25 protein-coding genes and 1 tRNA gene are annotated in these 23756 nt (G+C 62.0%); 16 read left to right on the top strand and 10 right to left on the bottom strand.

Annotation, left to right across the window (positions count from 1 at the left end; genetic code table 11):
- Nucleotides 1-70 precede the first annotated feature (70 nt).
- From BM116_RS00995 to BM116_RS00970, 6 genes are read left to right on the top strand one after another with little or no spacing between them, the layout of a single operon-like run.
- On the top strand, nt 71-991 hold the full coding sequence (locus tag BM116_RS00995; protein WP_083724461.1) for a histone deacetylase family protein: 921 nt from the start codon (nt 71-73) through the stop codon (nt 989-991).
- A gap of 29 nt (nt 992-1020) precedes the next feature.
- The gene (locus tag BM116_RS00990) at nt 1021-2271 is read left to right on the top strand and encodes a TIGR03862 family flavoprotein (RefSeq protein ID WP_083724463.1); all 1251 of its coding nucleotides are present in this window, start codon (nt 1021-1023) and stop codon (nt 2269-2271) included.
- Entirely contained in the window at nt 2271-2603 is a 333-nt protein-coding gene (locus BM116_RS00985; protein ID WP_083724465.1) for a YnfA family protein, read from the top strand. Before BM116_RS00990 ends, BM116_RS00985 begins: the two co-directional genes overlap by 1 nt.
- 35 nt (nt 2604-2638) lie before the next feature.
- The gene (locus BM116_RS00980; RefSeq protein ID WP_211276244.1) at nt 2639-3322 is read left to right on the top strand and encodes a CsgG/HfaB family protein; all 684 of its coding nucleotides are present in this window, start codon (nt 2639-2641) and stop codon (nt 3320-3322) included.
- 18 nt (nt 3323-3340) lie between these two features.
- Entirely contained in the window at nt 3341-3703 is a 363-nt protein-coding gene (locus BM116_RS00975) for a DUF4810 domain-containing protein (protein WP_083724469.1), read from the top strand.
- On the top strand, nt 3700-4353 hold the full coding sequence (locus BM116_RS00970) for a DUF799 domain-containing protein (RefSeq protein ID WP_083724471.1): 654 nt from the start codon (nt 3700-3702) through the stop codon (nt 4351-4353). The genes BM116_RS00975 and BM116_RS00970 overlap by 4 nt, the downstream gene beginning before the upstream one ends.
- Before the next feature lie 35 nt (nt 4354-4388).
- Here the strand turns inward: BM116_RS00970 and BM116_RS00965 are convergent, their stop codons facing one another.
- The 4 genes from BM116_RS00965 to dinG form a co-directional block, all read right to left on the bottom strand.
- Nucleotides 4389-5216, bottom strand: a complete 828-nt coding sequence (locus tag BM116_RS00965) for an SDR family oxidoreductase (RefSeq protein WP_083724473.1) — start codon at nt 5214-5216, stop codon at nt 4389-4391.
- An 82-nt stretch (nt 5217-5298) separates the two neighbouring features.
- Nucleotides 5299-5940, bottom strand: a complete 642-nt coding sequence (gene pdxH / locus BM116_RS00960) for a pyridoxamine 5'-phosphate oxidase (protein ID WP_083724475.1) — start codon at nt 5938-5940, stop codon at nt 5299-5301.
- A gap of 77 nt (nt 5941-6017) precedes the next feature.
- Complete coding sequence (locus BM116_RS00955) at nt 6018-7190, bottom strand: serine hydrolase domain-containing protein (RefSeq protein WP_083724477.1); 1173 nt, start codon at nt 7188-7190, stop codon at nt 6018-6020.
- A 106-nt stretch (nt 7191-7296) separates the two neighbouring features.
- The gene (gene dinG, locus BM116_RS00950; RefSeq protein WP_083724479.1) at nt 7297-9432 is read right to left on the bottom strand and encodes an ATP-dependent DNA helicase DinG; all 2136 of its coding nucleotides are present in this window, start codon (nt 9430-9432) and stop codon (nt 7297-7299) included.
- Between the two features lie 124 nt (nt 9433-9556).
- Here dinG and BM116_RS00945 point away from each other — a divergent pair, with 124 nt between their 5' ends.
- Nucleotides 9557-10042, top strand: coding sequence for a DUF6231 family protein (locus tag BM116_RS00945; RefSeq protein WP_083724481.1), 486 nt, complete (start codon nt 9557-9559; stop codon nt 10040-10042).
- A gap of 5 nt (nt 10043-10047) precedes the next feature.
- Entirely contained in the window at nt 10048-10521 is a 474-nt protein-coding gene (locus BM116_RS00940) for a YchJ family protein (RefSeq protein WP_083724483.1), read from the top strand.
- A 31-nt stretch (nt 10522-10552) separates the two neighbouring features.
- Here the strand turns inward: BM116_RS00940 and BM116_RS00935 are convergent, their stop codons facing one another.
- Nucleotides 10553-11122, bottom strand: coding sequence for a hypothetical protein (locus tag BM116_RS00935; protein WP_083724485.1), 570 nt, complete (start codon nt 11120-11122; stop codon nt 10553-10555).
- A 98-nt stretch (nt 11123-11220) separates the two neighbouring features.
- Between BM116_RS00935 and BM116_RS00930 the strand changes: the two genes are divergently transcribed.
- Both BM116_RS00930 and BM116_RS00925 read left to right on the top strand, forming a co-directional pair.
- Entirely contained in the window at nt 11221-11691 is a 471-nt protein-coding gene (locus BM116_RS00930) for an LEA/WHy family protein (protein WP_083724487.1), read from the top strand.
- 5 nt (nt 11692-11696) lie between these two features.
- Nucleotides 11697-12137 (top strand): DUF2489 domain-containing protein, encoded by a 441-nt coding sequence (locus BM116_RS00925; RefSeq protein ID WP_083724489.1) that lies wholly within the window; start codon nt 11697-11699, stop codon nt 12135-12137.
- Nucleotides 12138-12188: 51 nt separating this feature from the next.
- On the opposite strand, the gene BM116_RS00920 is transcribed toward BM116_RS00925, so the two are convergent.
- Complete coding sequence (locus BM116_RS00920) at nt 12189-12971, bottom strand: SDR family oxidoreductase (RefSeq protein WP_083724492.1); 783 nt, start codon at nt 12969-12971, stop codon at nt 12189-12191.
- A gap of 143 nt (nt 12972-13114) precedes the next feature.
- Between BM116_RS00920 and BM116_RS00915 the strand changes: the two genes are divergently transcribed.
- The gene (locus BM116_RS00915; protein WP_083724494.1) at nt 13115-13567 is read left to right on the top strand and encodes a hypothetical protein; all 453 of its coding nucleotides are present in this window, start codon (nt 13115-13117) and stop codon (nt 13565-13567) included.
- On the opposite strand, the gene dinB is transcribed toward BM116_RS00915, so the two are convergent.
- From dinB to BM116_RS00895, 4 genes are all read right to left on the bottom strand, one after another.
- Complete coding sequence (gene dinB, locus BM116_RS00910) at nt 13554-14612, bottom strand: DNA polymerase IV (RefSeq protein WP_083724496.1); 1059 nt, start codon at nt 14610-14612, stop codon at nt 13554-13556. The two genes, BM116_RS00915 and dinB, sit on opposite strands and share 14 nt — an antisense overlap.
- A gap of 42 nt (nt 14613-14654) precedes the next feature.
- Complete coding sequence (locus BM116_RS00905; protein ID WP_169847223.1) at nt 14655-15836, bottom strand: GGDEF domain-containing protein; 1182 nt, start codon at nt 15834-15836, stop codon at nt 14655-14657.
- 92 nt (nt 15837-15928) lie between these two features.
- Entirely contained in the window at nt 15929-16585 is a 657-nt protein-coding gene (locus BM116_RS00900; RefSeq protein WP_083724500.1) for a response regulator transcription factor, read from the bottom strand.
- Nucleotides 16586-16593: 8 nt separating this feature from the next.
- Nucleotides 16594-18030 carry a sensor histidine kinase gene (locus tag BM116_RS00895; RefSeq protein WP_083724502.1) on the bottom strand — a complete coding sequence of 479 codons (1437 nt, stop codon included), beginning with the start codon at nt 18028-18030 and terminating at the stop codon, nt 16594-16596.
- Between the two features lie 172 nt (nt 18031-18202).
- Between BM116_RS00895 and BM116_RS00890 the strand changes: the two genes are divergently transcribed.
- The 5 genes from BM116_RS00890 to BM116_RS00870 all read left to right on the top strand — a co-directional run bounded on the left by BM116_RS00890 (nt 18203) and on the right by BM116_RS00870 (nt 23710).
- Nucleotides 18203-19822 (top strand): acyl-CoA synthetase, encoded by a 1620-nt coding sequence (locus BM116_RS00890; RefSeq protein WP_083724504.1) that lies wholly within the window; start codon nt 18203-18205, stop codon nt 19820-19822.
- Nucleotides 19823-19977: 155 nt separating this feature from the next.
- A complete protein-coding gene (locus BM116_RS00885) occupies nt 19978-21354 on the top strand; it encodes a solute carrier family 23 protein (protein WP_083724506.1) in 1377 nt (458 codons plus the stop codon).
- 26 nt (nt 21355-21380) lie between these two features.
- Nucleotides 21381-22619, top strand: a complete 1239-nt coding sequence (locus BM116_RS00880) for an OprD family porin (RefSeq protein ID WP_083724508.1) — start codon at nt 21381-21383, stop codon at nt 22617-22619.
- Nucleotides 22620-22687: 68 nt separating this feature from the next.
- Complete coding sequence (locus BM116_RS00875; RefSeq protein ID WP_083724510.1) at nt 22688-23557, top strand: MBL fold metallo-hydrolase; 870 nt, start codon at nt 22688-22690, stop codon at nt 23555-23557.
- Between the two features lie 76 nt (nt 23558-23633).
- Nucleotides 23634-23710 (top strand) — tRNA-Met (locus BM116_RS00870).
- The last annotated feature ends 46 nt before the right edge of the window (nt 23711-23756 follow it).

Here is a 23756-nt window from a genome sequence, read left to right as displayed (position 1 = left end):
TCATTGCTGAGACTTGCCCGCCAGCAGCGGGCTACCCATACTCAAAGCGCACCAGCCTCAAGGAGCCCCCGTGGATCTGCCTCTGATCTACCACCCGGATTACAGCTTCCCGTTCCCGGCCCCCCATCGTTTTCCGATGGACAAGTTTGTCCGCCTGCACGACCACCTGCGCGCCACCGCCGTACTGCGCGACAGCAACCTGCACAGCCCAGAACGCTGCAGCCGCGAGCTGCTAACCCTTGCCCACGATGCCGACTACGTTGCGCGCTTTCACGATAATGCGCTCAACGCCACCGCCCTGAGACGCATGGGCCTGCCCTGGAGCGAAGCCTTGGTGGCACGCACCACCCGCGCTGTCGGGGGCTCGCTGCTGACCGCCGACCTTGCCCTGCAACACGGCCTGGCCTGCCATCTGGCGGGCGGCACCCACCACGCCCATCACGACTTTGCGTCTGGTTTTTGCATCTTCAACGACTTGGCAATCATTAGCCTCTCACTGCTGGCCAGCGGACGAGTGGAGCGGGTACTGATCATCGACTGCGACGTGCATCAGGGCGACGGCACCGCCACCATTCTCGCGGACGTGGACGCCGCCATCACCGTGTCGCTGCACTGCGAAAACAACTTTCCTGCGCGCAAGGCCCAAAGCGACTGGGACATTCCCCTGCCGCGCGGCCTGGATGACGCCGGCTACCTGCACACGCTGGAGCAGGTCCTCAACTATCTGCTGCCCATCTACCAGCCCGACCTGGTGCTCTATGACGCCGGCGTTGATGTGCACCTGGGTGATGCGCTCGGACACCTGCAGCTGACCGATGACGGCATTGCCGCGCGCGACCGCCTGGTAATAGACAACTGCCTGGGCCGCGACATCCCGGTTTGCGCGGTGATTGGCGGTGGCTACGACCGTGATCGCGAAGCGCTGGCCCGTCGCCACGGCATCCTCCATCACAGCGCTGCGGCAATTTGGCAGCAGCGCGGTTTGGGCTAAACTGCGCGCCTCACCGCCAGAGACATCCCATGACCACACGCTCTGCACAACACGCCCAGCCCGTCGCAATCATCGGCGGCGGGCCCGCCGGCCTGATGGCTGCCGAGGTGGTGTCGGCGGCCGGCTATCCGGTCGACCTGTACGACGCCATGCCCTCGGTTGGGCGCAAGTTTCTGCTGGCTGGCGTCGGCGGCATGAACATCACGCACTCCGAGGCCGCAGCACCCTTTCTGTCGCGTTACCGCGAAGCGGCGCCCTGGGTTGGTGACTGGCTGGACGCCTTTGACGCCGAAGCCCTGCGAAGCTGGATACACGGGCTGGGCATAGACACCTTTGTCGGCAGTTCAGGCCGGGTATTCCCCACCGACATGAAGGCTGCCCCGCTGTTGCGCGCCTGGCTCAAACGCCTGCGCGAACAGGGCGTACACATCCATACTCGCCACCGCTGGCTGGGCTGGGATGAGGACGGCGCGCTGCGCTTCAACACACCCAATGGCGAGCTCCTCAAGACATCAACCGCCACGCTGCTGGCGCTCGGCGGCGGCAGCTGGGCACGGCTGGGCTCCGATGGCAGTTGGGCACCGCTGCTCGAATCACGTGGCGTCGAGATACGCTCGCTGCGTGCAAGCAACTGCGGCTTTATCAGTCAGTGGAGTCCGTTTCTCAGCGAACGTTTCGCCGGCCAGCCGCTAAAGCAGATTATCGCCAGCACCCGGAGCCTCAGCGGGGAAAATATCAGCCGCCGTGGCGAAGCCATCCTCACCCACGACGGTCTGGAGGGCAGCCTCATCTACGCCCTGTCCGCCCCGTTGCGTGAACAGCTGGAGGCCCGAGGCGAGGCAAACCTTACTCTCGACCTGGCGCCAGACCATACCCAGGATCAACTCCAACAGGCCCTCAGCCAACCTCGCAAGGGGCAGAGCCTGAGCAACCTGCTGCGCAAAAAGGCGGGGCTGGAGGGGGTTAAAGTCGCGCTGCTGCATGAATGCCTGAGCAAAGACGTGATTGCCGACGCAACCAAGCTGGCCGCCGGCATCAAGGCGCTACCCATCACCCTGACTGGCACCCGGCCACTGGACGAAGCTATCAGCAGCGCCGGCGGCGTGTGCCGCAGCGCGCTGGACGACAACTTGATGTTAAACGCCCTGCCCGGCACCTTCTGCGCCGGCGAAATGCTCGACTGGGAAGCGCCCACCGGCGGCTACCTGCTGACAGCCTGCTTTGCCAGCGGGCGGCATGCCGCCCACGGGATGATCGACTGGCTCAAGGACAAGCGCTGATGCCTGAACTGAAAACCCTCAGCCTGTTTATTGTTACTGCGTTGGCAGAGATAGTCGGCTGCTACCTGCCCTATCTGTGGCTGCGCGAAGGCAAATCTATCTGGTTGCTGGTACCGGCGGCGCTCAGCCTTGCTGCCTTTGCCTGGCTACTCAGCCTGCACCCCACCGCTGCCGGCCGCGTGTACGCTGCCTACGGCGGAGTCTATATCGCCGTAGCCATTGGCTGGTTATGGTGGGTAGACGGCATTCGCCCGACCCACTGGGACCTGCTGGGCTCAGCCATCGCACTGCTCGGCATGGCGATCATCATGTTTGCGCCCAGGGCAAGCTGAAGATAGCATAGCGCCACCCCCACCTATCGAAAGGAATCGTTACTGTGCTTCGACCCCTTACCCTGTCTGTGGCGCTTGCTGGCGTCGTGCTCATTTCAGGCTGTGCTACCGAGTCCTCTCGCACCATCGAAGCGCCCCGCGTAACCAGCTACGGCACCAGTTATCAGGGCGTACGTGCGCCCATCGCCGTTGGCCAGTTCGACAATCGCTCCAGCTACCAGCGCGGCATTTTCTCGGACGGCGTAGATCGCCTCGGCAATCAGGCCAAAACCACCCTAGTGACCCACCTGCAGCAGACCAACCGCTTCAATGTTCTGGAACGAACCAACATGGCTCAGTTGGCTACCGAGGCTGGCTATAGCGGCGCCGCTCAGAACATCAAGGGCGCCAGCTACGTGATTACCGGTGACGTCACCGAGTTTGGCCGCAAGGTCACCGGCGATCACCAGCTATTCGGCATCCTCGGTCGCGGTAAGTCGCAGATTGCCTACGCCAAGGTGGCCTTGAACGTAGTGGATGTTGGCACCTCCGAAGTCATTTTCTCCACTCAAGGGGCCGGCGAGTACAGCCTGTCTAATCGCGAAGTAGTGGGCTTTGGCGGCACCGCCGGTTACGACGCAACGCTGAACGGCAAGGTGCTGGATCTGGCCATCCGCGAAGCCGTCAACAACCTGGTACAGGGTGTCGAGTCCGGTGCCTGGAACCCGGCCGCAAACTGATAACAACAAGGATGTAACATGACGGTGAAATATCTGCGTAGCAGCGGCCTGCTGGTCGCTGCTCTCGTGGCTGGCTGCGCGCCAGTCAATCAACCGCTCTATCATTGGGGCGACTATCAGCAAACGATTTATCAGTACCACCAGAACGGCGTTACCGACTACGCCGCGCAGGTTGGTCGCGTTGAAGCACTGCTCAATCAGGCGCAGGCTCAGGGCAAGAGCGTGCCCCCGGGCCTGCATGCACACCTGGGCATGCTCTACTTCAACACCGGCCGGGAGATCGAGGCACGCGAGCAATTTGCCATGGAAAAATCCTTGTTCCCGGAATCCGGGCATTTTGTCGACTACGTACTGAAGGCACAGCCGGAGCACAACCAATGAAATCAATTCTGAGCCTGACTCTGGTGCTGCTGATCAGCCTGCTGACCGGCTGCGCCACACAGTCCACCTATGACTACACGGCTTTTCGTGAGAGCAAGCCCAGATCCATTCTGGTCCTGCCACCGGTCAACGATTCACTGGAAGTGGGCGCCAGCTACAGCTTCCTGTCGCAGGTGAGTTACCCGCTGGCTGAATCCGGGTATTACGTTTTCCCGGTTGCGGTTGCTGAGGAGACATTCCGCGAGAACGGCCTGACTGACCCGCAGGAGATCCACGCGCTGCCGCTGGAGAAGCTGAACGAAGTATTTGGTGCCGACTCGGTGATGTACATCAAGGTCACCCAGTACGGCACCAGCTACCAGATCATCGCCAGCGATACTCGGGTAACCGCAGAGGCATCACTGGTCGACAGCCGGTCCGGTCAGTTGCTTTGGAAAGGTGCGGCAACCGCTTCCAGCACCGAGCAAAGCAACAACAACGGCGGCGGTCTGGTCGGTATGCTGGTCGTAGCTCTGGTAGACCAGGTGATCAATACCACCACAGAGCGCAGCCACCAGATTGCTGGCCTTACCAGCATGCGACTGCTCACCACCCACGGCGTGAACGGCATTCTGCCCGGCCCACGCGCACCAGCACTGCAGCGTCAGTAACATCGCCTGCGCAGGCTGAGCCTGCGCGCGCACCTTCATTCGCCCTGCGAGCGCACCTTCACCCCCGACAGCCGCGGGACCATCCAGCGCTCGAACAACCGTGGGAAGAAGCGCGCAATCAAGCGCGCCTGCCAGTCGACATTGGACAAGATCAGTTGCCGCTTGCGTCGGCAGGCGCCGCGATAAATGGCCTCTGCCACCTCAGCGGGGGCGGACACCTTGAAGGGCATGGCGGTGGTAGCCTGTGCCACCGAGCCGTCGCCCACCAGTGCGTTCTTGCGGATATCGGTTGCGGTAAAGCCCGGGGACACCAGCATCACGTTGACGCCCTGCTCACGCACCTCCATGCGCAGGGTTTCAAACAGGCCATGCAGGGCATGTTTGCTGGCGTTGTAGGCGCTGCGGTTGAGCAGCGGCGCAAAGCTGGACAGCGAACTCAGCACAATGACCTGACCGCGCCGCGCCAGCAGGCTGGGCAAGGCGTGGCGCGTGCAATTAAGCGCACCAAAGTAGTTAACCGCCATGATGCGCTGAAACACCGCAAGATCGGTGTCAGCAAAAGCGCTGCGATGGGTAATGCCGGCGTTGTTGATCAGCAGGTCAATGCCGCCAAAGTGCTCGACCACCTGCGCCATTGCCTCGGCGCAGGCCTGATCGTCCGAGACATCGCAGTTGATTGCCAGAACGTCGGCATTGAGTTTGTCGTGCAGTTGCTGACGAAAAGCCACCAGCGACTCATCGTGAATGTCGAGGATCGCCAGATGCGCCCCGGCCTGGGCAAAGCGCAGGGCCAGGGCCCGGCCGATACCAGCGCAACCACCGGTAATGACAACCACCTTCTGTTGAAACGCCGCTCTGCCCATATCGCCTCCTGCTGTCGCGGTTGTCTTTCAGCGTAAAGCCGAAGCGCGGCAGCAGCAAGCAACGGGACCGAGAATGACCAAATCAGGGCGCCAGCCGTTCCCTCACCCAGTTGCCTTCGACCAGACGATAGCAAAGCCGGTCATGCAGGCGGCTGGGACGGCCCTGCCAGAACTCGATAAGCGTCGGTACCAAGCGATAACCGCCCCAGTGCGGCGGGCGCGGGGCGGCCGCGTCGGCATATTGCGCTTGCACGGCCTCCAGACGTTGCTCAAGCACTTCGCGGCTGTCGATCACCTGGCTCTGCGGCGAGGCCCAGGCACCCAGACGGCTGCCTGCCGGGCGACTGTGGAAGTAGGCATCGGACTCCTCAGCACTGGTCTGCTCGACCTGCCCTTCGATGCGTACCTGACGCTCAAGGTCATGCCACCAGAAGGTCATGGCCGCAGCCGGGCTGCTCGCCAACTGTTGCCCCTTGGCGCTCTGGTAGTTGGTAAAGAACACAAAGCCGAGCTCATCAAAGCCCTTGAGCAGCAGGGTGCGCAGGTGCGGCTGCCCCTCCCCGTCGACCGTTGCCAGCATCATCGCGTTGGCTTCGGTACTTTCCACTTCAACCGCCTGGGCAAACCATTCGCCGAACAGGGCAAAGGGCTCGGCAGGCGCCTGAGTTTCGGTCAGTCCATCACGGGTGTAGTCACGACGCAGGTCGGCAATGCTGGGTTTCATCGGTTCTGTTTCCGGCAGCGGTGGATAAGGTCATGCTAGCAGGCGCGCCGCATCGTACGTTGATGCAGCGCAGGCTTTCAGTCGATCGACTGCAGACAGCGATAAACCGCCTGACTGAGGGCAACGGCGCGCGGGTCCATCAAGACATAGGGGCCCATGGTGTTGGTCACGTAGCCAAAACCGACCTTGGCGTCCGGATCGCAGAAGCCGAGTGAGCCGCCGGCGCCGGGATGACCAAAGGCGTTCTTGCCCATGCCAAAGCTGCCACCGGGGCCTTCGTGCTCCAGCATCACGCCCAGGCCAAAACGGGTCTGGCACAACAGGGTGTTGTCGTCCCCTGCGCTATGTTCCTGCTGCATCTGCTTGACCAGGGCGGCATCCAGCAGACTTACACCGTCAAGCTGACCGTCGTGCGCCAGCAGTTGCCAGAAGCGCGCCAGCGAGCGGGCGTTGCCGGTGCCGTTAGCAGACAGAATATCGGCCTGTTGCCACTCGCGGCGGTTGGTACCGGTCATCATGCTAGAGGGGTTACCAAAGGCCTTGGCGGTCATGCTGTCGGGTTGGCCCATAGCGCCAAACAGACGGCGTGCGCCCTCATCGCCATACTGGTTGCGCAGGCGGGATACCGAAGCAATGCGCTCCAGGTCCTGATCAGGCACGCCAATGAAAAAGTCCATGCCCAACGGCTCACAAATGCTGTTTGCAATCGCCTGCCCCGGGCGCTGGCCGGTCAGGCGGCGCAGCGGCTCACCCAGCAGCCAGGCGTAGGTGACTGGCGCGTAGCCGTGTTCGTCGCCCGGCGTCCACCAGGGCTCCTGCGCGGCCAGAGCGGCGCTCATGGTGTCCCAATCGAACAGCGCTTCAGGCGGCAGAGTTTTGCTGACAGCCGACAAGCCGGAGCGGTGGCTCAAAATCTGCCGCAGGGTGACCGCCTCTTTACCAGCTTGGGCAAACTCGGGCCAGACTGCCGCCAGCGGCGCGTCCAGTTCCAGCTTGCCGGCAGCAACCTGCTGCAGCAGCGCGACGGCGCCGAGCGGCTTAGTGCAAGAGAACACGTTGACCAGGGTGTCCTGCTCCCAGACGGCCTGGTTGTCCTTGTCGCGCACGCCCTGCCACAGGTCGAGAACGGTCTCGCCGCCAACGGTGACGCACAGCGCCGCGCCGCGGGCCTGCTCGTCCTGCTGTTGCTCGGCAAACAGCTCGCGCACCGACTCAAAACGCGGATCAAAGTAACCCTGGATAGTGCTCATCATGCGGTCCTTGTTGTCTTGTTTTCTGCCCATTTAACCGAAGCCTTAGGCGCTCGGCAGCCATCATCAGTGCGCCTGTCGATAGCCCATCGCCGAGGCTGATGGCTCAATCGATCTCGCGGCGGAACGGCGGCAGCGCGTTGAGAATCGCCTTGCCGTAGCGCTGGGTCACCAGCCGGCGGTCCAGCACGGTCACCGTGCCGCGGTCGCTTTCGGTACGCAGCAGACGACCGCAGGCCTGAATCAGCCGCAGGCTGGCGTCCGGCACGGCAATTTCCATAAACGGATTGCCGCCGTTCTTTTCAATCCATTCGGCCAACGCCGCCTCCACCGGGTCATCCGGCACAGCAAAAGGAATCTTGGCGATCACCACGTGTTCGCAATACTTGCCGGGCAAGTCGACCCCTTCGGCAAAGCTCGCCAGACCAAAAATCACGCTCGGTTTGCCATCATCCACCTGCTTGCGGTGCTGGCGAATCAACTCCTGCTTGGATAAATCGCCCTGCACCAGTACCCGCTGGCGAAATTCTGCGGGCACACCGGCAAACACCTCCAGCATCTGCTTGCGCGAGGAGAACAGCACCAGGCTGCCAAGCTCGTCCGCCAGAATCTCCGGCAAATGCTCGATAATCGCCGCCGTATGCGCCGTGCTGTCGCGTGGGTCAGCGCCATAATTAGGCACCCGCAACAGTCCTGCTTCAGCATGCTTGAACGGGCTTGGCGCCAGCGCACAAACCGCACTGCGAGGCAGGCCGGCACGGTGACTGAAGCGATCAAACTTGCCCAGCGCGGTCAACGTAGCGGAGGTGGCAAGCGCCGCAAAGGCCGGATTCCAGAGGTATTGACGCAAGGTGTCAGCGGCCAGAATCGGGCTGACATGCACCTCGATATCGCCGTTATCGGTCAGGGTCAGCCAGCGCGCCGTTGGCGGCTTGCCTTCCGGGTCCTGCAGGCAGAACTGGGTCCACAGGGTCCAGTTGGCTTCGGCGCGCGCCTGCAGGGCACCGAACAGCGGATACCACTCTTCTGCCTGAGCCTCGGACACACCGATGGTGGTTTCACCGTCCATCGCCTCCTTGAGCATATCGACAATACGCTGCAACTGGTCGCTCAAGCGGCCAAAGCCCGCCTTCAGCTCCATGCCCATGTCGCAAAGCTCCTGCGGCACCTCACCATGCTCAAAGCGGTACTGCGGGCGGATATTACCGCCCAAGTCTTCGGCACTGGCAAAGTCGGCAACATCGCCCAGCGCCTGCTGCATGAACTGCTGATGCGGCTTGAGGTCACGGGCCGTGACCGGGGTCTGCTCCAGCACCCGGCCGAGATCCCCCGGCAGCGGATGCTGAGCCAGCAGCTTGCTGAGGTTCTTATCGATCTGATCCAGCCAGTCGGCGGTCGCGTGCAGGCGGGTGTTATGCGCAAAGTGGCCGATGGCCTTGTCCGGCAGATGGTGCGCCTCATCAAACACGTACAGGCTGTCTCGTGGGTCCGGCAGGATTGCACCGCCACCCAGGGCGAGATCGGCCAACACCAGATCGTGGTTGGTAACGATGACATCAACCTTCTGCACGCCCTCGCGGGCCTTGTAGAACACGCATTGCTGAAAGTGGCCGCAGCGGCGGTTGCTGCACTGGATGTGGTCGGTAGTCAGGCGCGACCAGTCCTGATCCTCCAGCGCCTCGGGCCAGGAATCGCGCTCGCCATCCCACTTGTTGCCGCCCAGCGCCTCGACCATGCGGGTGTAGAGCTTGAGGCCAGCCTCATCCACATCGATACGAAAGCCGTCTTCGGCAAACATCTGCTGCTGGTCGGCCATGGACTGGTTTTCACGCAGCAGGTTATCCAGCTTGGCCAGGCAGACATAGCGACCACGCCCCTTGGCCAGCGAAAAACCGAACTTGAGACCGGAGTTGCGCAGGATGTCCGGCAGATCCTTGAGCACGATCTGCTCCTGCAGCGCCACGGTTGCAGTAGAGATAACCAGGGGTTTGCCGAGGTGACGGGCTATCGGGATCGCCGCAAGGCAATAGGCTACGGTCTTGCCGGTACCGGTACCCGCCTCAATCACCGCGACCGCCGGATCACCTTCACGATGCCCCTCCTCGTCCAGCGCAACATTGCCGAAGACCTTGGCGACCTCGGCAATCATCACGCGCTGGCCGTAGCGCGGCTTCAGCGACTTGTTTTCCAGAAAGGTGCGATAGGCCGTCTGGATCTGGCCTTTGAGTTCATCGTTCAGCATGCGGGCTCCGGATCAGCCGGCGATCATACCATTCAACGCCGCCGAGCTGGACCGCCGGCGCTTGCATCAGTAGCGGCCAGCCCCTAACCTGCTGCGCTCCACCTGATCACAGCGAAGCCACACCATGAGCGCCACGCCGACGTCCGCCCTGCTGGGCATTCTGCAGCACTACAGCCCCGCCAGCGTACTCTGCGTCAGCCGCAGCCAGATTCCGGCCATCGCGGCCTGGCGTGAGCAACACGCCGACTGCCAGATCAGCAGCGCCAGCGAGGTGCCGCTGAGCGATGACCTGCGCAACCAGCGTTACGATCTGGCGATTGTCGCGGACCAGCTCGAGCACCTGGACAAGCGCACCGCCACCGAACTGCTGGCCGGCCTGCGCAACCTGTCGGCCAGCCGCATTGCCGTGCTGGTGGATACCGAGCGGGCGACCGAGTGGCAGGAGAACGACTTCTTTGCTCTGGCCCTGCAGCGCCGCGCGCGCTTCAGCCAGGACGGCCAAAGCCTGACCCTGTACAGCTACGATCTGGCCGAATACAAGAGCGTGCCCGACTGGCTCAATTCCAAGTACTGGGCCAATCCCGAGATGTTCGACAAGTACTGGTGGTAACGGCGATGACCCTCGACGCCACACAGCCCTGCCCCTGCGGCAGCTCCAGCCAATACGGCGCCTGCTGCCAGCCCCTGCACCAGGGCGCCGCCGCGCCCGATGCCGAGCGGCTAATGCGCTCACGCTACTGTGCCTACACGCTTGGGCTGATCGACTATCTGGTTGCCACCACGGTGCCTGCGCAGCAGTCGCAGCTGGCGGTCGAGGCCATGCGTCAGTGGAGTGAACAAAGCCGCTGGCTGGGGCTGACAGTCGAAAGCGCTCAGCAGTTGCCGGGCGCCAGCACGGCACAGGTCACCTTTGTCGCCCGCTGGCAGGACCCGGACGGCAGCGCCCAGAGTCACAGAGAATGTTCGGATTTCAGGCTGATTGCCGGGCGCTGGTACTTTCTGGACCCCAACCACGCGATCAAGGCGGGCCGCAACGAGCCTTGCCCCTGTGGCTCTGGTCGCAAGTTCAAGCAGTGCTGCGCCCGCTAGCGGGCGACCTGGCTGCGCTCTGACGCGAGCCTCACTGGTCGCTGAGTTTAAGGTGGTCGGTGTTGGGCACCTGGCCTGGCTCGTCCTTCTTCAGCTCACCCATGTCGCTGCCCACTGGCGCCAGGCTGAGGGCAGAGAGATCCATGGGCAGCGGCGTGAAGGCGTCGTACTCATCCTGCATGTCGGCCCCCAAAGGGCCGATATCCAGGTCAGGCGCCTCGACCTCGCTGAAGGCGGCCATAAACTCGTCGCGGGGCACCACGCGACCACTGGCCGCCGGGCGCTCGGGCGCCGCTGTGGGCTCCGCCGCAGGTGCTGACGGCTCCGGTGCTGACTGCTCCGGCGCGGCAGGCGGCGCGTCGGCTGCCTGCTCGTCCATTGGCACAATGCTGCACTGGGCGCCGGCACGCTCCAAAGCGATGCGATACTTTTCCGCGGCGACCTGATCCAGTCCCTGCTTGATCACGATTCGACGACCGGAAAATAGCGCGTCCAGCTGACTGCCAGACACCTGAAACAGCTTGCCAACATTGGCCCGCACCTGGTCCAGCGCTGCGCCGGGCTGCACCTGGCCTTGAAAAACCACCTCGAAACGGGTCATCTTGTCACTCCCTGAGCATCAATCAGGGTTAGTATGGTCGTAGCCAGGCTGCACGACAACTCCACACACAAGGCAGCCGGCACAGGAGAGGGGACGCAATGGGCGTGCGGGTGCTGGGGGTAATGACGCTGCTTTACTGCGCGCTGCTGCAAGGCTGCGCGGTATTCAGCCCGTCCTATACCAAGCCGGATGTCAGTCTGGCGAATGTCGAGATGCTCAAGTCCAACCTGTGGGAGCAGTCCTTCCGGCTCAAGTTGCGGGTCGACAACCCCAACGAGCGGGTGCTGCCCATTCGCGGCATGCAGTATCAGGTGTATCTCAATGACATGAAGCTGGCCACCGGCGTCAGCGACAACCGCTTTGACGTGCCCGCCTACGGCTCGTCCTACTTCGAGCTGGAAGTGCGCTCCAACCTGTGGCGACACTTGGCAGACCTGATCAAGCTGGTGGATAAACAGCAGCCCGTCGACTACCGTATTGACGGCCATATCCGCACCGGCCTGTGGCTGGCGCCGAGCATTAACCTGAAAGAAGAAGGGACGCTTGATCCCGCGCAACTGAGTTTCTGAATCCGATGCAAACCCATCACTGGCTGCTGCTGGCAGGCGGCCTGATTATCCTGCTGCTGGGCGCCTACGCCCTCATTCTCTGGCGCCGCGTCTGGCGGCAACAAGCGGAACGGGTGAATGCCCTGAACGCCCGCAATGACCGCTTGGGCGGCGACATCCGCATCATCGCCCAGAGCCTGCTGGACAAGCAGGTGCCGATGATCGAGGGTGCAATCCGTCTGAAGGTGCTACTGGACAACTATCAGGGCCCGCGCAACGCTGCCCTTGATGTCACGATTCTGGAATTCATCTATGACCAGACCGCGCACATTCCCACGCACCAGGGCTGGAAGGATCTGAGCCGCGCAGAGCGCAAGCTGCACCTGCGGCTGATGGAAACCCTGGAACGGGACCATCGCGATGAAGTGGAAGCCGCTGCCCGCGCGCTGAGCAACGGGCCGGGCTAAAACAGCCGACAGGGCCATCGCATGCGTGGTGCGACGGCCCTGCTACAGCGATCAGACGACCGAGTTGCCGCCGTCGACTGCCATGGCCTGGCCGGTGACATGGCGAGACATTTCAGTCGCGAAGAAGACCGCCGCGCCCTTGATATCCTCATCACCACCGATACGACCCAGCGGAGTACCTTCCTTGATCATCTCGCTGACCCCGTCCAGGCCCTGCGCCAGTTTGGTCGGGAAGTAACCCGGGCAGATCGCGTTGACGTTGATGTTGTAACGGCCCCACTCGCCAGCCAGCGCGCGCGTCAGGTTGATCGCAGCCGCCTTGGACGTGTTGTAGGCAGACGTGAAAATGCCGGAATTGGCGCGGTTGCCCTTGAAGCCGGCGATAGAGGCGATGTTGATGATCTTGCCGGACTTGCGCGGAATCATGAAGCGACGAGCCACTTCCTGAGCAACCAGGAAGCACACATCAACGTTCAGGGTCATGACTTTCTGCCAACCGGTATAGCTGTGCTCTTCCGCCGGCTGCCCCCAGGTAGTGCCCGCGTTGTTGACCAGTACGTCAACAGTACCGAAGGCCGCTTCACAGGCGTCGACCAGCGTCTTGACCGGGTTGCTGTCCAGTTTGCCCAGATCGCAGGCGATACCGGCAGCTTCGACACCCTGGCTCTTCAGCTCGGCAACAACAGCCTCAATCTCGGCAGCGTTACGCGCGCTGATGAACACCTTGGCGCCCAGTTCGCCGAAGGCTTCAGCCATCTGCAGGCCCAGACCCTTGGTGCCGCCAGTGATCAGGGCGACCTTGCCGCTCAGATCGAACATTTGCTTGACGCTCATGTGAACTCCTAATTAACGATGCAATAAATGACCGCGCCATGATAATCACAGCACCACCCCGCCACCGACCATCAGTGACGCGGGTGATATGCCGCTACACTCAGGTGTTATCATGCGCGCCCCATCGACCAGCGAGCTACCCCATGGCAGAACACGACTTTCGCCGCACGGCACTGAACCCGTCTCACACCCTGATTGAATGCCGCACCCTGGGTGCAGGGCTGTTTCAGGTCACCGGGCAAGGCGGCGGTGTGCGCTCGGGCGATGAGCTGATCTGCACGGTCAAGGGCAGCAAGGATTTGCCGATGCGCCTTACCGTGGACAAGATTCGCTATCTGATCAACCCGCCGGGCCAATGGACTGCCTCTGCCCGCGGCCCGGATCTGCGCGGCCAGAGCGTGCTGGGCTGGTCCATTACCTGTGATGAATGCGGCCGCGAACAGCCATTTGAATTTCTTGCCGCCGACCGCGACGACCTGAACGCCCGCACCGCCAAAGCGGTTACGCGCATCAGCGAACTGGGCTGGCAACCGCGTGGCGACAACCACCTGTGCCCGGCCTGCGCCAAATCAGCTGCGGCGCCTAAAACAAATTGAGCTGCTCGCCCAGCTGCGACAGGCAGCTGTCCAGCCGAACGCCCACACCGATCAACCGCACCGGGCAATTGCCCCGGGCAAAGGCCTGGGTACAAAGCTCGGTGTAGCCCGCCGGTGTAATCGGCGCACCGGCCTGCTCCAGCGTGGTCTGGGTAAAGTCATGGAACTTGAGTTTGATGAAGGGCTTGCTGACCCGGTAACTGCCTTCCAGCCGGCCAATACGCTCGGCCAGCTTGTCCAGCAGCGGCGGTAGGGCCGCCAGACAGGCGTCAAGGTCCGGCAGGTCATGCTCGTAGGTATGCTCGACGCTGACTGACTGGCGGCGGCTTTCGACCACCACCGGGCGGTCATCAATGCCCCGCGCCAGCTCCCATAGCCGTTCACCAAAGCTGCCAAACTCCCGTGCCAGATCCTGCTTGCGCCAGGGCAGCAACTCACTGCACACATCCACGCCCAGGCGCTGCAGCCGCTCGGCCGTCTTGCGCCCGACGCCGTGCAGCCGGGATACCGGCAGATCACGCAGAAAATCCTCGACCTGATCCGGCAGCACCACCTTGAGGCCATCGGGCTTGTTCCAGTCACTGGCGATCTTGGCAATAAATTTGTTGGGCGCGACCCCGGCCGACACGGTAATACCCTGGGTATCGCGCACCCGCTGGCGAATCTCCTTGGCGATCAACGTGGCACTGCCCCGGCAGGCCTGGGAGTCGGTGACATCCAGATAAGCCTCGTCCAGCGACAGTGGCTGAATCAGCGGCGTGTAATCGGCAAAGATGGCCTGAATGGCCTGCGATACCTCGCGGTAGACCGACATGCGGCCCGGCACGATCAGTAGCTCCGGACAGAGCTTCTTGGCATAGGCAGACGCCATAGCCGAGCGCACACCGTAGGCCCGCGCCTCGTAGTTGCAGGTAGCAATCACACCGCGCTTGCCCGGATCGCCGCCCACAGCCAGCGGACGGCCGCGCAGGCGCGGGTCGTCGCGCATCTCAATGGCGGCGTAGAAGCAGTCGCAGTCAACGTGAATGATTTTGCGCACGGACAACCCGAACCGGCGAGCGGAAAGTAAGGCGGTCAGTGTAACCGATCAGGCAGTCATTACCCGATTGCGGCCTGCGCCCTTGCCTTCATACAGGGCGCGGTCCGCGCGCTTGAGGATATCCTCCAGCTCGGCATCCCCTTCCTGCACCTCGGTCACCCCGAAAGTCGCACTGACCCGCAGCAACTGACCATTTACCGGCACCGGCGTAGCGGCCAGGTCCTCGCGCAGGCGATTGAGTACCGCCACCGCCTGCTCCAGGCCGGTATCAGGCAGCACCAGCACAAACTCCTCCCCACCAAAGCGCCCCACCACATCAGAGTGACGCAGCGAGCAACTGAGCTGTTGCGCCACATGGCGCAATACCGCATCGCCCACATCGTGGCCATGCTCGTCGTTGATGCGCTTGAAATGGTCCAGATCCATGATGCACAGACTCATCTGCTGGTGCAGTCGGTTACAGCGTTCCCGCTCACGCTGAAACAGCATCTCGTACTGCCGCCGATTGAACAGCCCGGTCAGCGGGTCGGTGGTGGCCTGGCGCTTAAGCTCCACCTCCAGCGCTTCACGTCGCCGCACCTCACTCTGCAGATCGCTGTTTACCGTCATCACTTGCATCAACAGCGCGTAGTGCTGTCGCTGTGCAACCTGCCAACGCAGCGCGGTGAAAAAACCCACCACGGTTGGCAGCATGAGCATGAAGGTCAAACCAACCAGGGTCTCGATGCCAAAGCCATTAATCGCAACGCAGAACAGCATTCCGGCAATGATGAACCCGGCAGCCAGCAACGACAGATATACCCGGTTGGGGATGTACATGAACAGCGCCAGCAAGGACACAGCAACCACCCCGATAACCCAGGTGACTATGTCGTGGCGAAGGAAATACAAAAGAAAGAAAAGAACGCTGCCAAAAATCTCAACGGCGGTTACGGCATAACCTGCCGTTGCCAGCGCCGGTTTTCGACGTACCTGAAAGTAAAAGAACACCAGAATCAGGCCGGTCGCCAGACGCCAGCCAAACAACACCTGAAACTCCGCAGTCCACCCCAACGCGGGATAGTCCAGTGCCCCAAACAACACCACCAGCAGCGCCCAGACCAACACTGCTCGCCGCAAAGCCCGAGCCATCAGCGGCTCGCTGTGGGCACGAAACGCACGCTCGGTGGCGGCGTCGACAAATTCGCCGCGCCAGGCACTGATCAGATACTGAGAAGCGTGATTATGCACCCGAGAGATCCTTCTTATTGTTCTGCTTCCGGCAAGGTACCGGCAGCGCAATCTCATTCAGCGATGTCATTATGACGTCATTTTTACAACTGTCACGCGCCCGGCGACACCGCCTGCAAAACCTGCAAATTGAACGGGTCTATCCTGCCGACCCCAATCAACATACCCACCAACGCCGGCAGGCTGTCGGCCTCCATTCGCTTCATCACGCGGGAGCGGTATAGATCAACCGTTTTGACACTGACCCCCAGTTGCTCGGCGATCTCCCGATTGCTGAATCCCTGCACCAACGGTAGCACGATATCCTGCTCGCGCGGCGTGAGGCGCGCCAGGCGCGCTTCAACATCCAGCGCCTCGGGCGGCGCCAACGCCGGCCGCTGGCTCAGCGCGCGCTGCACGCTATCGAGCAGTAGCTGCTCGTTGTAGGGCTTTTCAATAAAGTCCACGGCGCCGCCGCGGAAGGCGCGCACCACAATAGGCACATCCGCATGGGCGCTGACAAAGATCACCGGCAGGCCGATGCCACGCTCACGCATGGCATCCTGCACCGCCAGGCCGCCCATGCCGGGCATGCGCACATCCAGCAGCACACAGGCTGCTGCGGTCGGGTCACAGGCGTCGAGAAAGGCCTGACCGCTGGTAAACGGCAGCGCCTTAAGGCCCATGGACTCAAACAACCAAACGGTTGAGTCCAGCATGCCCTGATCGTCATCGACCACATAGACCAGTTGTTGTAAGTGTTCTGGCATTGAATCCCTTAGTTTGACGCAGCTGGCAGCAAACACCTCAGACAGAGGCCACCGGACTCGGCGGGCAGCGCCTCAAGGCTGCCGCCAAAGCCCTCTACGATACCCTGACTCATGGACAGCCCCAAGCCCAGGCCGTCGGCCTTGCTGGTGTAAAACGGCACAAAAAGTTGCTCGCGCGCCTCAGCGCTGACGCCGGCCCCCTGATCAATCACATCAATACACACCTGCCCGTCCTGCGCCACGATGCGCAGTTGCACCTGCGAGGCGTGTTCCGGGTAGTGCTCCCGGTTGGCATCAATGGCGTTGCGCAGCAGATTGAGCAGTACCTGTTGCAGCAGAATCGGATCGACCTGCAGCCTGGGCAAACCGGCCTCGGCGTACTCAATGATCTGTACCTGATGCTGCGATGCCTCCCAGGCGCACAAACCAACCGCTTCATGCGCCAAGGTCACCGCGTCAACCTGTTGCAACCGCCGCGTGCCCTTGCGCAAAAAACCGCGCAAACGCCGAATCACCGAGGCAGCGTGTTCGGCCTGTTCACTGATCCGCGCCAGGCCGTGCTCAACCCGCTCTGCCTCCGGTTCACTGCTGCCCAGCTGGGTCAGATAGCGTTGGCTGGCGCCAGCGTAATTGAGGATCGCCGCCAACGGCTGATTCAGCTCATGGGCAATGCCGGACGCCAATTCGCCGAGCGTGGCCAAGCGCGCAGCATGGGCCAGCTCGTCCTGCAGACGGCGATTGTGCTCTTCGCTCTGCAGGCGCTCGGTGATATCGCGAGACACACTGATGACCTCTACCACCTCGCCGGTGTAGGTCTCGCGAATGGCGCGGCTGGCGGTTTCAAACCAGCGGTACTCGCCGCTGGCGTGGCGGATGCGATAGCTGTAGGTGAGATAGCCATCCTGCTCCAGCGCACTGCGAAAACGCGTCTGCAGGGCCTCGCGCTCCTGCGGATGAAACAGGCTGTCCAGCCGCTCGCCCCGCAGTTGCTCGGGCCACACGCCCAGCAGATTCCAGGAGGCCGGCGAGGCATCAATAAAGCGGCCGTCCGGACGGTGACGAGAGATCAGGTCTGTGGTGTTTTCGATGATCAAGTGATAGAGCCGACGCGCTACCGTCGCCTCCTGCTGGTGCTGCAGCCAGCGCGTGGCATCGCGCCCACGCACCCAGACCTGCGCGGTCTCGACCAGCGGAATGTAGCTCCACAGCAGATGACGCTCGCCACAGCGATTGTGCACATCCTCAATGGCCCGGCGTTGCTGGGCAGCCGCAGCCACCAGTTCTGCATGGTTATGGGGCAGCCAGGCCGCCAACCCCTGAGTGTCCGAAGCCAGCGCCAGCAAGGCACCGTTGCGAAACATCGGCTGGCCGCCGGCATCGACCAGCATCATCGGCAAGGGGTCGGACTGCAGCAAACCGTGCAACGTGGGGAGGAGATCACTCATTCTTCACCATATAGTAATTACACCATAATACCTTGGTGCATATTCCATATTAAGACAAAACAATATATAAAATACCCCGCACAGAATACGCCGATCTTGCCTGGACCGGCCAGCAGCAGCCAAAGCACCGACTCGCAACGGTGCCACGCATAACTACAAGAAGGTATTCGTCATGAGCATCTATCAGGAAGGCCTTGCACCGGCCGCCGTCAATCACATGGCCCTGTCGCCACTGTCGTTCATCGAGCGCACCGCCGCGGTCTACCCCAACTACCCCGCCGTTATCCACGGCAGCTTGCGCCGCAACTGGCAGGAAACCTACCAGCGCTGCCGTCGCCTGGCCTCTGCGCTGCATGGCCGAGGGATTCGCCAAGGCGATACCGTTGCCGCCATGTTGCCGAATATCCCGGCCATGCTGGAATGCCACTTTGGTGTACCCATGATCGGCGCAGTGCTCAACACCCTCAACGTGCGCCTGGACGCCGAAGCCATCGCCTTCATGCTCGATCATGGCGAAGCCCGCGTGCTGATTACCGACCGCGAGTTCCACGATGTCATCCGTGAGGCGCTGGAGCTGATCAAGCGCCCGATCCTGGTTGTCGATGTCGACGACCCCGAATACGGCGAAGGCGAAGCCCTGAGCGATCTCGACTACGAGGCCTTTCTTGCCGAAGGCGATCCTGAATTCGAATGGCACTGGCCCGATGACGAGTGGCAAGCCATTACCTTGAACTATACATCCGGCACCACCGGCAACCCGAAGGGCGTGATCTACCACCATCGTGGCGCCTACCTTAACGCCATCGGCAACCAGATGACCTGGGGCATAGGCATGCACCCGGTCTATCTGTGGACACTGCCCATGTTCCACTGCAACGGCTGGTGTTACCCCTGGACCATCACCGCAATGGCAGGTGTGCATGTATTCCTGCGCCGCGTCGACCCGCAGAAGATCCTGCACCTGATCCACGAACACCGCGTCACCCACCTGTGCGGCGCGCCCATCGTGCTAAACGCGCTGGCGAGCATGCCGGATTCAGCCAAGGCCGCGATTGATCACCCGGTCAAGGCAATGGTTGCCGGCGCCGCGCCGCCAGCCAAAGTTATTGGCGCGGTCGAGAACATGGGCATCCAGATCACCCATACCTACGGCCTGACCGAAGTCTATGGTCCGGTCACCGTCTGCGCCTGGCACAGCGAGTGGGATGAGCTGACACTGGACGAGCGCGCCGAACTCAAATCCCATCAAGGTGTGCGCTACACCACCCTTGAAGGCGTGATGGTCGCCAACCCGGACACCCTCAAGCCGGTGCCGAAAGACGGCAAGACCATTGGCGAGATTTTCATGCGCGGTAACACCGTGATGAAGGGCTATCTGAAAAACCCGGAAGCCACAGCCGAAGCCTTTTCCGGCGGCTGGTTCCACACCGGCGATCTCGCCGTCTGCCACCCCAACGGTTACGTGCAGATCAAGGATCGTCTGAAAGACATCATCATCTCCGGTGGCGAGAATATCTCCACCATTGAAGTCGAAGACACGCTCTACAAGCACCCTGCGGTCATGGAAGCCGCGGTCGTCGCCCGCCCCGACGAGAAGTGGGGCGAAACGCCCTGCGCCTTCGTTACCCGGCGCCGCGACCACGATGTCAGCCACGAAGACATCATCGCCTTCTGCCGCCAGCACCTTGCCGGGTTCAAGGTTCCCAAGACGGTGATCTTCACCGAACTGCCGAAAACCTCGACCGGCAAGATCCAGAAGTTCGTGCTGCGAGACTGGGCCAAGGCGCTCTGACCGTCAGTACAACCCTGGGCTAACCCTGTGCTCGATATCACCTCCGCGCCCTGCGCCTGGGGGTGGCTAGTAAGTGCGCGGTAACGCCCAGTCTTCAAAAGCCGTTTCACAACAACAACAAGCAGCCAGGTCTTGCCCGGCTGGCGGAGCTACTCATGCACATTTTCAAGCGCGCCGATGGCGCTGAACAACCTTTCTGGGCGTGTGGCCCATTCAAGATTCGACTGCCCTTTGTGCACTATCGGTGGGAAACCGCCGAGATGCTGCAGGCGCTGATCATGTTTGTGGTCAGCCTCGGCATGATCCCCTTGCTGGAGAAATACCTCGGCCTGCCCTACGACGTGGCGCTGGCTTATGTTGTCGTTTGTGGCGTCGGCTTCATGCTGCCCGCGCTGCTCGGCGTGCCCATGGTGCCGGGCTGGATTACCCCGGCAATTCCGGTGGTGCTGCTGTTTCTCGGCGACTTCGAGCCGGGCCCGCAGGCCATTCAGGCGTTGTTCGCGTTGCAGCTGCTGGTCTGCCTGATCTTCTTCGTGCTCGGCATTACTCGCCTTGGTAGCGCCATGGTGCGTATCGTGCCCAATTCGATGAAGGGCGGCATCATCATCGGCGCTGGTATCGCCGCGCTGATGGGTGAAATTTCCGCAGGCGGCCGTCTGGCCAACACCCCGATCTCGCTGACCCTCGGTACCCTCATCTGCCTGTATCTGATGTTCTCGGCGTCATTCAAAGGGCTGACCGACCGCCTGCCGCTGATGCGCAAGATCGTCAACTACGGCATGGTGCCAGGCATGCTGATCGCTATCGTGGTTGGTATTGGCGTCGGCGAATACACAATGCCAGACGTACGCTGGGGCATCACCGCGCCGGCCTTCGGCGAGATGTGGAACTACCTGCCGTTCACCGTCGGCATTCCCGAGGCCAAGGTCTTCATGCTGGCCGTACCGACTGCCGTGATTGCCTACATCATTGCCTTTGGCGACATCATCGTCGGCCAGTCACTGATGCAGCGCGCCGATGAGCTGCGCCCGGACGAAGTGATCGAAAACAACATCGACCGAGTGCATCTGGTCACCGCCATCCGCAACGCGCTGCACGCCTTCTTTGCACCCTACCCCGGTCTGGCTGGCCCAATCTGGACCGCTGTCGCCGCGACCATGGCCGAGCGCTACAAGTACGGCCGCAAGGCGATGGATTCCATCTACAGCGGCGCCGGCACTTTCTGGATCACCGGTTTCATCGCCCTGTTCATGCTGCCGCTGGTGAGCTTCTTCCAGCCCGTGCTGCCGATCGCCCTGTCGCTGACGCTGGTACTGACCGGTTACATCTGCCTGATGGTCGGCTTCGAGCAGTTGAGCAACAACGCCGAGCGCGGCGTGGCCGGCACCATGGGCGTGGTGCTCGCAGTCTACGGCGCAGGCTGGGGCCTGGCCACCGGCGCGGTGCTGTACCTGCTGATTGAGCGCACTCACCTGTTGAGCTTCCGCAGCGCCCATCCGGACCAGAAAACCGACGCGGAAACCGCTGACTGACCAATAAAAACAAGAGACTCACAACAATGAAAAAGACCCAAACCTGTCTACTGACCGCCCTTGCCGCCCTGATGGCGGCTCCGGCCAGCGCTGCCTTTGTCGATGACGCCCAGAGCCGCATCGAGCTGCGTAACTTTTACTTCAACCGCGACTTTCGCCAGAGCGGCGCGGCCCAGAGCAAGGCCGACGAATGGGCCCAGGGCGTGCGCGCCTACTGGCAGTCCGGTTATACCGAAGGCCGCCTGGGCTTTGGCCTGGATGCTATCGGCCTGCTCGGCATCAAGCTCGACTCAAGCCCGGAGCGCAGTGGCACCGGCATACTCAAGCGCGACACCAGTGAAGGCCGCGCCATGGACGAATACAGCGAGCTGGGCCTGACCGCCAAACTCAAGCTGGATGAGCACGTGCTGCGCGTCGGCACCCTGATTCCCTCACTGCCGGTCGCCATGCACAACGACAGCCGCCTGCTGCCACAAAGCTTCCGCGGTGGCTGGTTGCAGGCACAGGGCAGCGACAACCTGCAGCTAGAGCTGGGCCGCTTTGATGCCATCAACCTGCGCGACTCATCCGACTATCAGGACATGCGCCCGGTACAGGGCGGCGCGCGCAACGTGGTAGTAACCGGCAAGCAGGACAGCGACGCCTTTGACTTTGCCGGCGCCACCTGGGCTGTCAGCGACGCGACCAAGCTCAGCTATCACTACGGCGAGCTGCAGTCGATCTACCGCCAGCACTATCTGGTGCTCAACCACAGCCAGCCGCTGGGGGCCGGCACGCTGGCGCTGAACCTGCGCTACGCCGACAGCAGCGACGCAGGCCGCAGCAACATCGACAACCGCATGAGCAGCGCCACCCTCTCGTGGCAAGCGGGCATGCACAAGTTGACCAGCAGCTATCAGCAGATGGAAGGCCACACCGGCTTTGCCTACCTGAGCGGCACCGACCCCTTCCTCACGCATTTGGTGCAGGTCAACGACTTTGCCAACCGCGATGAGCGCAGTTGGCAGCTACGCCACGACTTCAGCTTTGCCGAACTGGGCCTGCCCGGCCTCAAGCTGATGAATCGCTACACCCATGGCAGCAATATCGAAGTCGCGAATAGTCGTCACCACGAGTGGGAACGCAACAGTGATGTGATGTATACCGTGCAGAGCGGCCCGCTGCAGAATCTGTCGCTGCACTGGCGCAATGCGACCTACCGCAGCACCTTCGGCAGCGACATCGACGAGAACCGCGTGATCATCGGCTACACCTTCAGCCTTTGATCCTTTTCAAAAAAGGCGGCCACTGCGCCGCCTTTTTGCATAAACACCCAACACAGGAACGATCAGCCATGCGCACAATCACCACGCTGGAAGGCAACAGCCAACGCCTGGATGGCGGCGCCATGTTCGGCAATGCCCCCAAGGCCCTCTGGTCCCGCTGGGTCGACGCCGATGAACAGAACCGGATCGCGCTGAGCTGCCGAGCCATGCTGGTGCAGGAGGATGGCCGCAACATTCTGGTTGAAACCGGCATCGGCGCCTTCTTCGCGCCCAATCTAAAATCCCGTTACGGGGTGGTCGAAGACCGCCACGTCCTGATCGACAGCCTGGCCGAGGTTGGTCTGAGCGATGCCGACATCGACGTAGTCGTATTGACCCATCTGCACTTTGACCACGCCGGCGGCCTGCTCAGCGCCTGGCAAGAGGGCCAGCCAGCGCAGCTGCTGTTCCCCAACGCCACCTTCATCACCGGCCTGCGCCACTGGCAACGGGCCCGCCGTCCGCATCCGCGTGACCAAGCCTCGTTCATTCCAGAGCTGCTCACCCTACTGGAAGAAAGCGGTCGTCTGGAGCTGGTCGAAGACGGCAAGAAATCCAACACCCTGGGCCCGGACTGGCGCCTGCGCTTCAGCGACGGCCACACACCGGGGCTGATGATCCCGATCATCGACATGCCCGACGGCCCGGTCGTGTTTCCGGGTGATCTGATCCCGGGCGCGCCCTGGGTACACCTGCCGATCACCATGGGCTACGACCGCTTCCCGGAAACCCTGATCGAGGAAAAGGAAGCCCTGCTCGACAGCCTGATTGCAGTCAACGGGCGCCTGGTTTTCACTCACGACCCGGACGTTGCCATGGCCTGCGTCAGCCGAGACGCCGACAGCGGACGCTATACCGTCAGCAACCCACAGCCGCGGGTGAGGGGTCTTGCAAACTGATTCTGCGAAAATAAAAAATTCTTTTCGTTCAATCGCTTGACAGCCATTCCTAAAACAGTAGAATGGCGCCCTCTGACGCGGGGTGGAGCAGTCTGGTAGCTCGTCGGGCTCATAACCCGAAGGTCGTAGGTTCAAATCCTGCCCCCGCAACCAGGTTCAAAACCGCTGATTGGTTAACCCCGATCAGCGGTTTTTTTAT

Origin of the sequence: Halopseudomonas pachastrellae, assembly GCF_900114765.1 — a bacterium.
Lineage (GTDB): Bacteria > Pseudomonadota > Gammaproteobacteria > Pseudomonadales > Pseudomonadaceae > Halopseudomonas > Halopseudomonas pachastrellae.
The sequence above is the reverse complement of the archived record's forward strand: the minus strand, read 5'-3'. Positions and strand labels throughout refer to the sequence as shown.

Coding starts and splice junctions, on each gene's coding strand:
- BM116_RS00990 (WP_083724463.1), top strand. CDS start 1,021: ATGACCACACGCTCTGCACAACACGCCCAGCCCGTCGCAATCATCGGC.
- BM116_RS00985 (WP_083724465.1), top strand. CDS start 2,271: ATGCCTGAACTGAAAACCCTCAGCCTGTTTATTGTTACTGCGTTGGCA.
- BM116_RS00975 (WP_083724469.1), top strand. CDS start 3,341: ATGACGGTGAAATATCTGCGTAGCAGCGGCCTGCTGGTCGCTGCTCTC.
- BM116_RS00970 (WP_083724471.1), top strand. CDS start 3,700: ATGAAATCAATTCTGAGCCTGACTCTGGTGCTGCTGATCAGCCTGCTG.
- BM116_RS00965 (WP_083724473.1), bottom strand. CDS start 5,216: ATGGGCAGAGCGGCGTTTCAACAGAAGGTGGTTGTCATTACCGGTGGT.
- pdxH (WP_083724475.1), bottom strand. CDS start 5,940: ATGAAACCCAGCATTGCCGACCTGCGTCGTGACTACACCCGTGATGGA.
- BM116_RS00955 (WP_083724477.1), bottom strand. CDS start 7,190: ATGAGCACTATCCAGGGTTACTTTGATCCGCGTTTTGAGTCGGTGCGC.
- dinG (WP_083724479.1), bottom strand. CDS start 9,432: ATGCTGAACGATGAACTCAAAGGCCAGATCCAGACGGCCTATCGCACC.
- BM116_RS00945 (WP_083724481.1), top strand. CDS start 9,557: ATGAGCGCCACGCCGACGTCCGCCCTGCTGGGCATTCTGCAGCACTAC.
- BM116_RS00940 (WP_083724483.1), top strand. CDS start 10,048: ATGACCCTCGACGCCACACAGCCCTGCCCCTGCGGCAGCTCCAGCCAA.
- BM116_RS00935 (WP_083724485.1), bottom strand. CDS start 11,122: ATGACCCGTTTCGAGGTGGTTTTTCAAGGCCAGGTGCAGCCCGGCGCA.
- BM116_RS00930 (WP_083724487.1), top strand. CDS start 11,221: ATGGGCGTGCGGGTGCTGGGGGTAATGACGCTGCTTTACTGCGCGCTG.
- BM116_RS00925 (WP_083724489.1), top strand. CDS start 11,697: ATGCAAACCCATCACTGGCTGCTGCTGGCAGGCGGCCTGATTATCCTG.
- BM116_RS00920 (WP_083724492.1), bottom strand. CDS start 12,971: ATGAGCGTCAAGCAAATGTTCGATCTGAGCGGCAAGGTCGCCCTGATC.
- BM116_RS00915 (WP_083724494.1), top strand. CDS start 13,115: ATGGCAGAACACGACTTTCGCCGCACGGCACTGAACCCGTCTCACACC.
- BM116_RS00900 (WP_083724500.1), bottom strand. CDS start 16,585: ATGCCAGAACACTTACAACAACTGGTCTATGTGGTCGATGACGATCAG.
- BM116_RS00895 (WP_083724502.1), bottom strand. CDS start 18,030: ATGAGTGATCTCCTCCCCACGTTGCACGGTTTGCTGCAGTCCGACCCC.
- BM116_RS00890 (WP_083724504.1), top strand. CDS start 18,203: ATGAGCATCTATCAGGAAGGCCTTGCACCGGCCGCCGTCAATCACATG.
- BM116_RS00885 (WP_083724506.1), top strand. CDS start 19,978: ATGCACATTTTCAAGCGCGCCGATGGCGCTGAACAACCTTTCTGGGCG.
- BM116_RS00880 (WP_083724508.1), top strand. CDS start 21,381: ATGAAAAAGACCCAAACCTGTCTACTGACCGCCCTTGCCGCCCTGATG.
- BM116_RS00875 (WP_083724510.1), top strand. CDS start 22,688: ATGCGCACAATCACCACGCTGGAAGGCAACAGCCAACGCCTGGATGGC.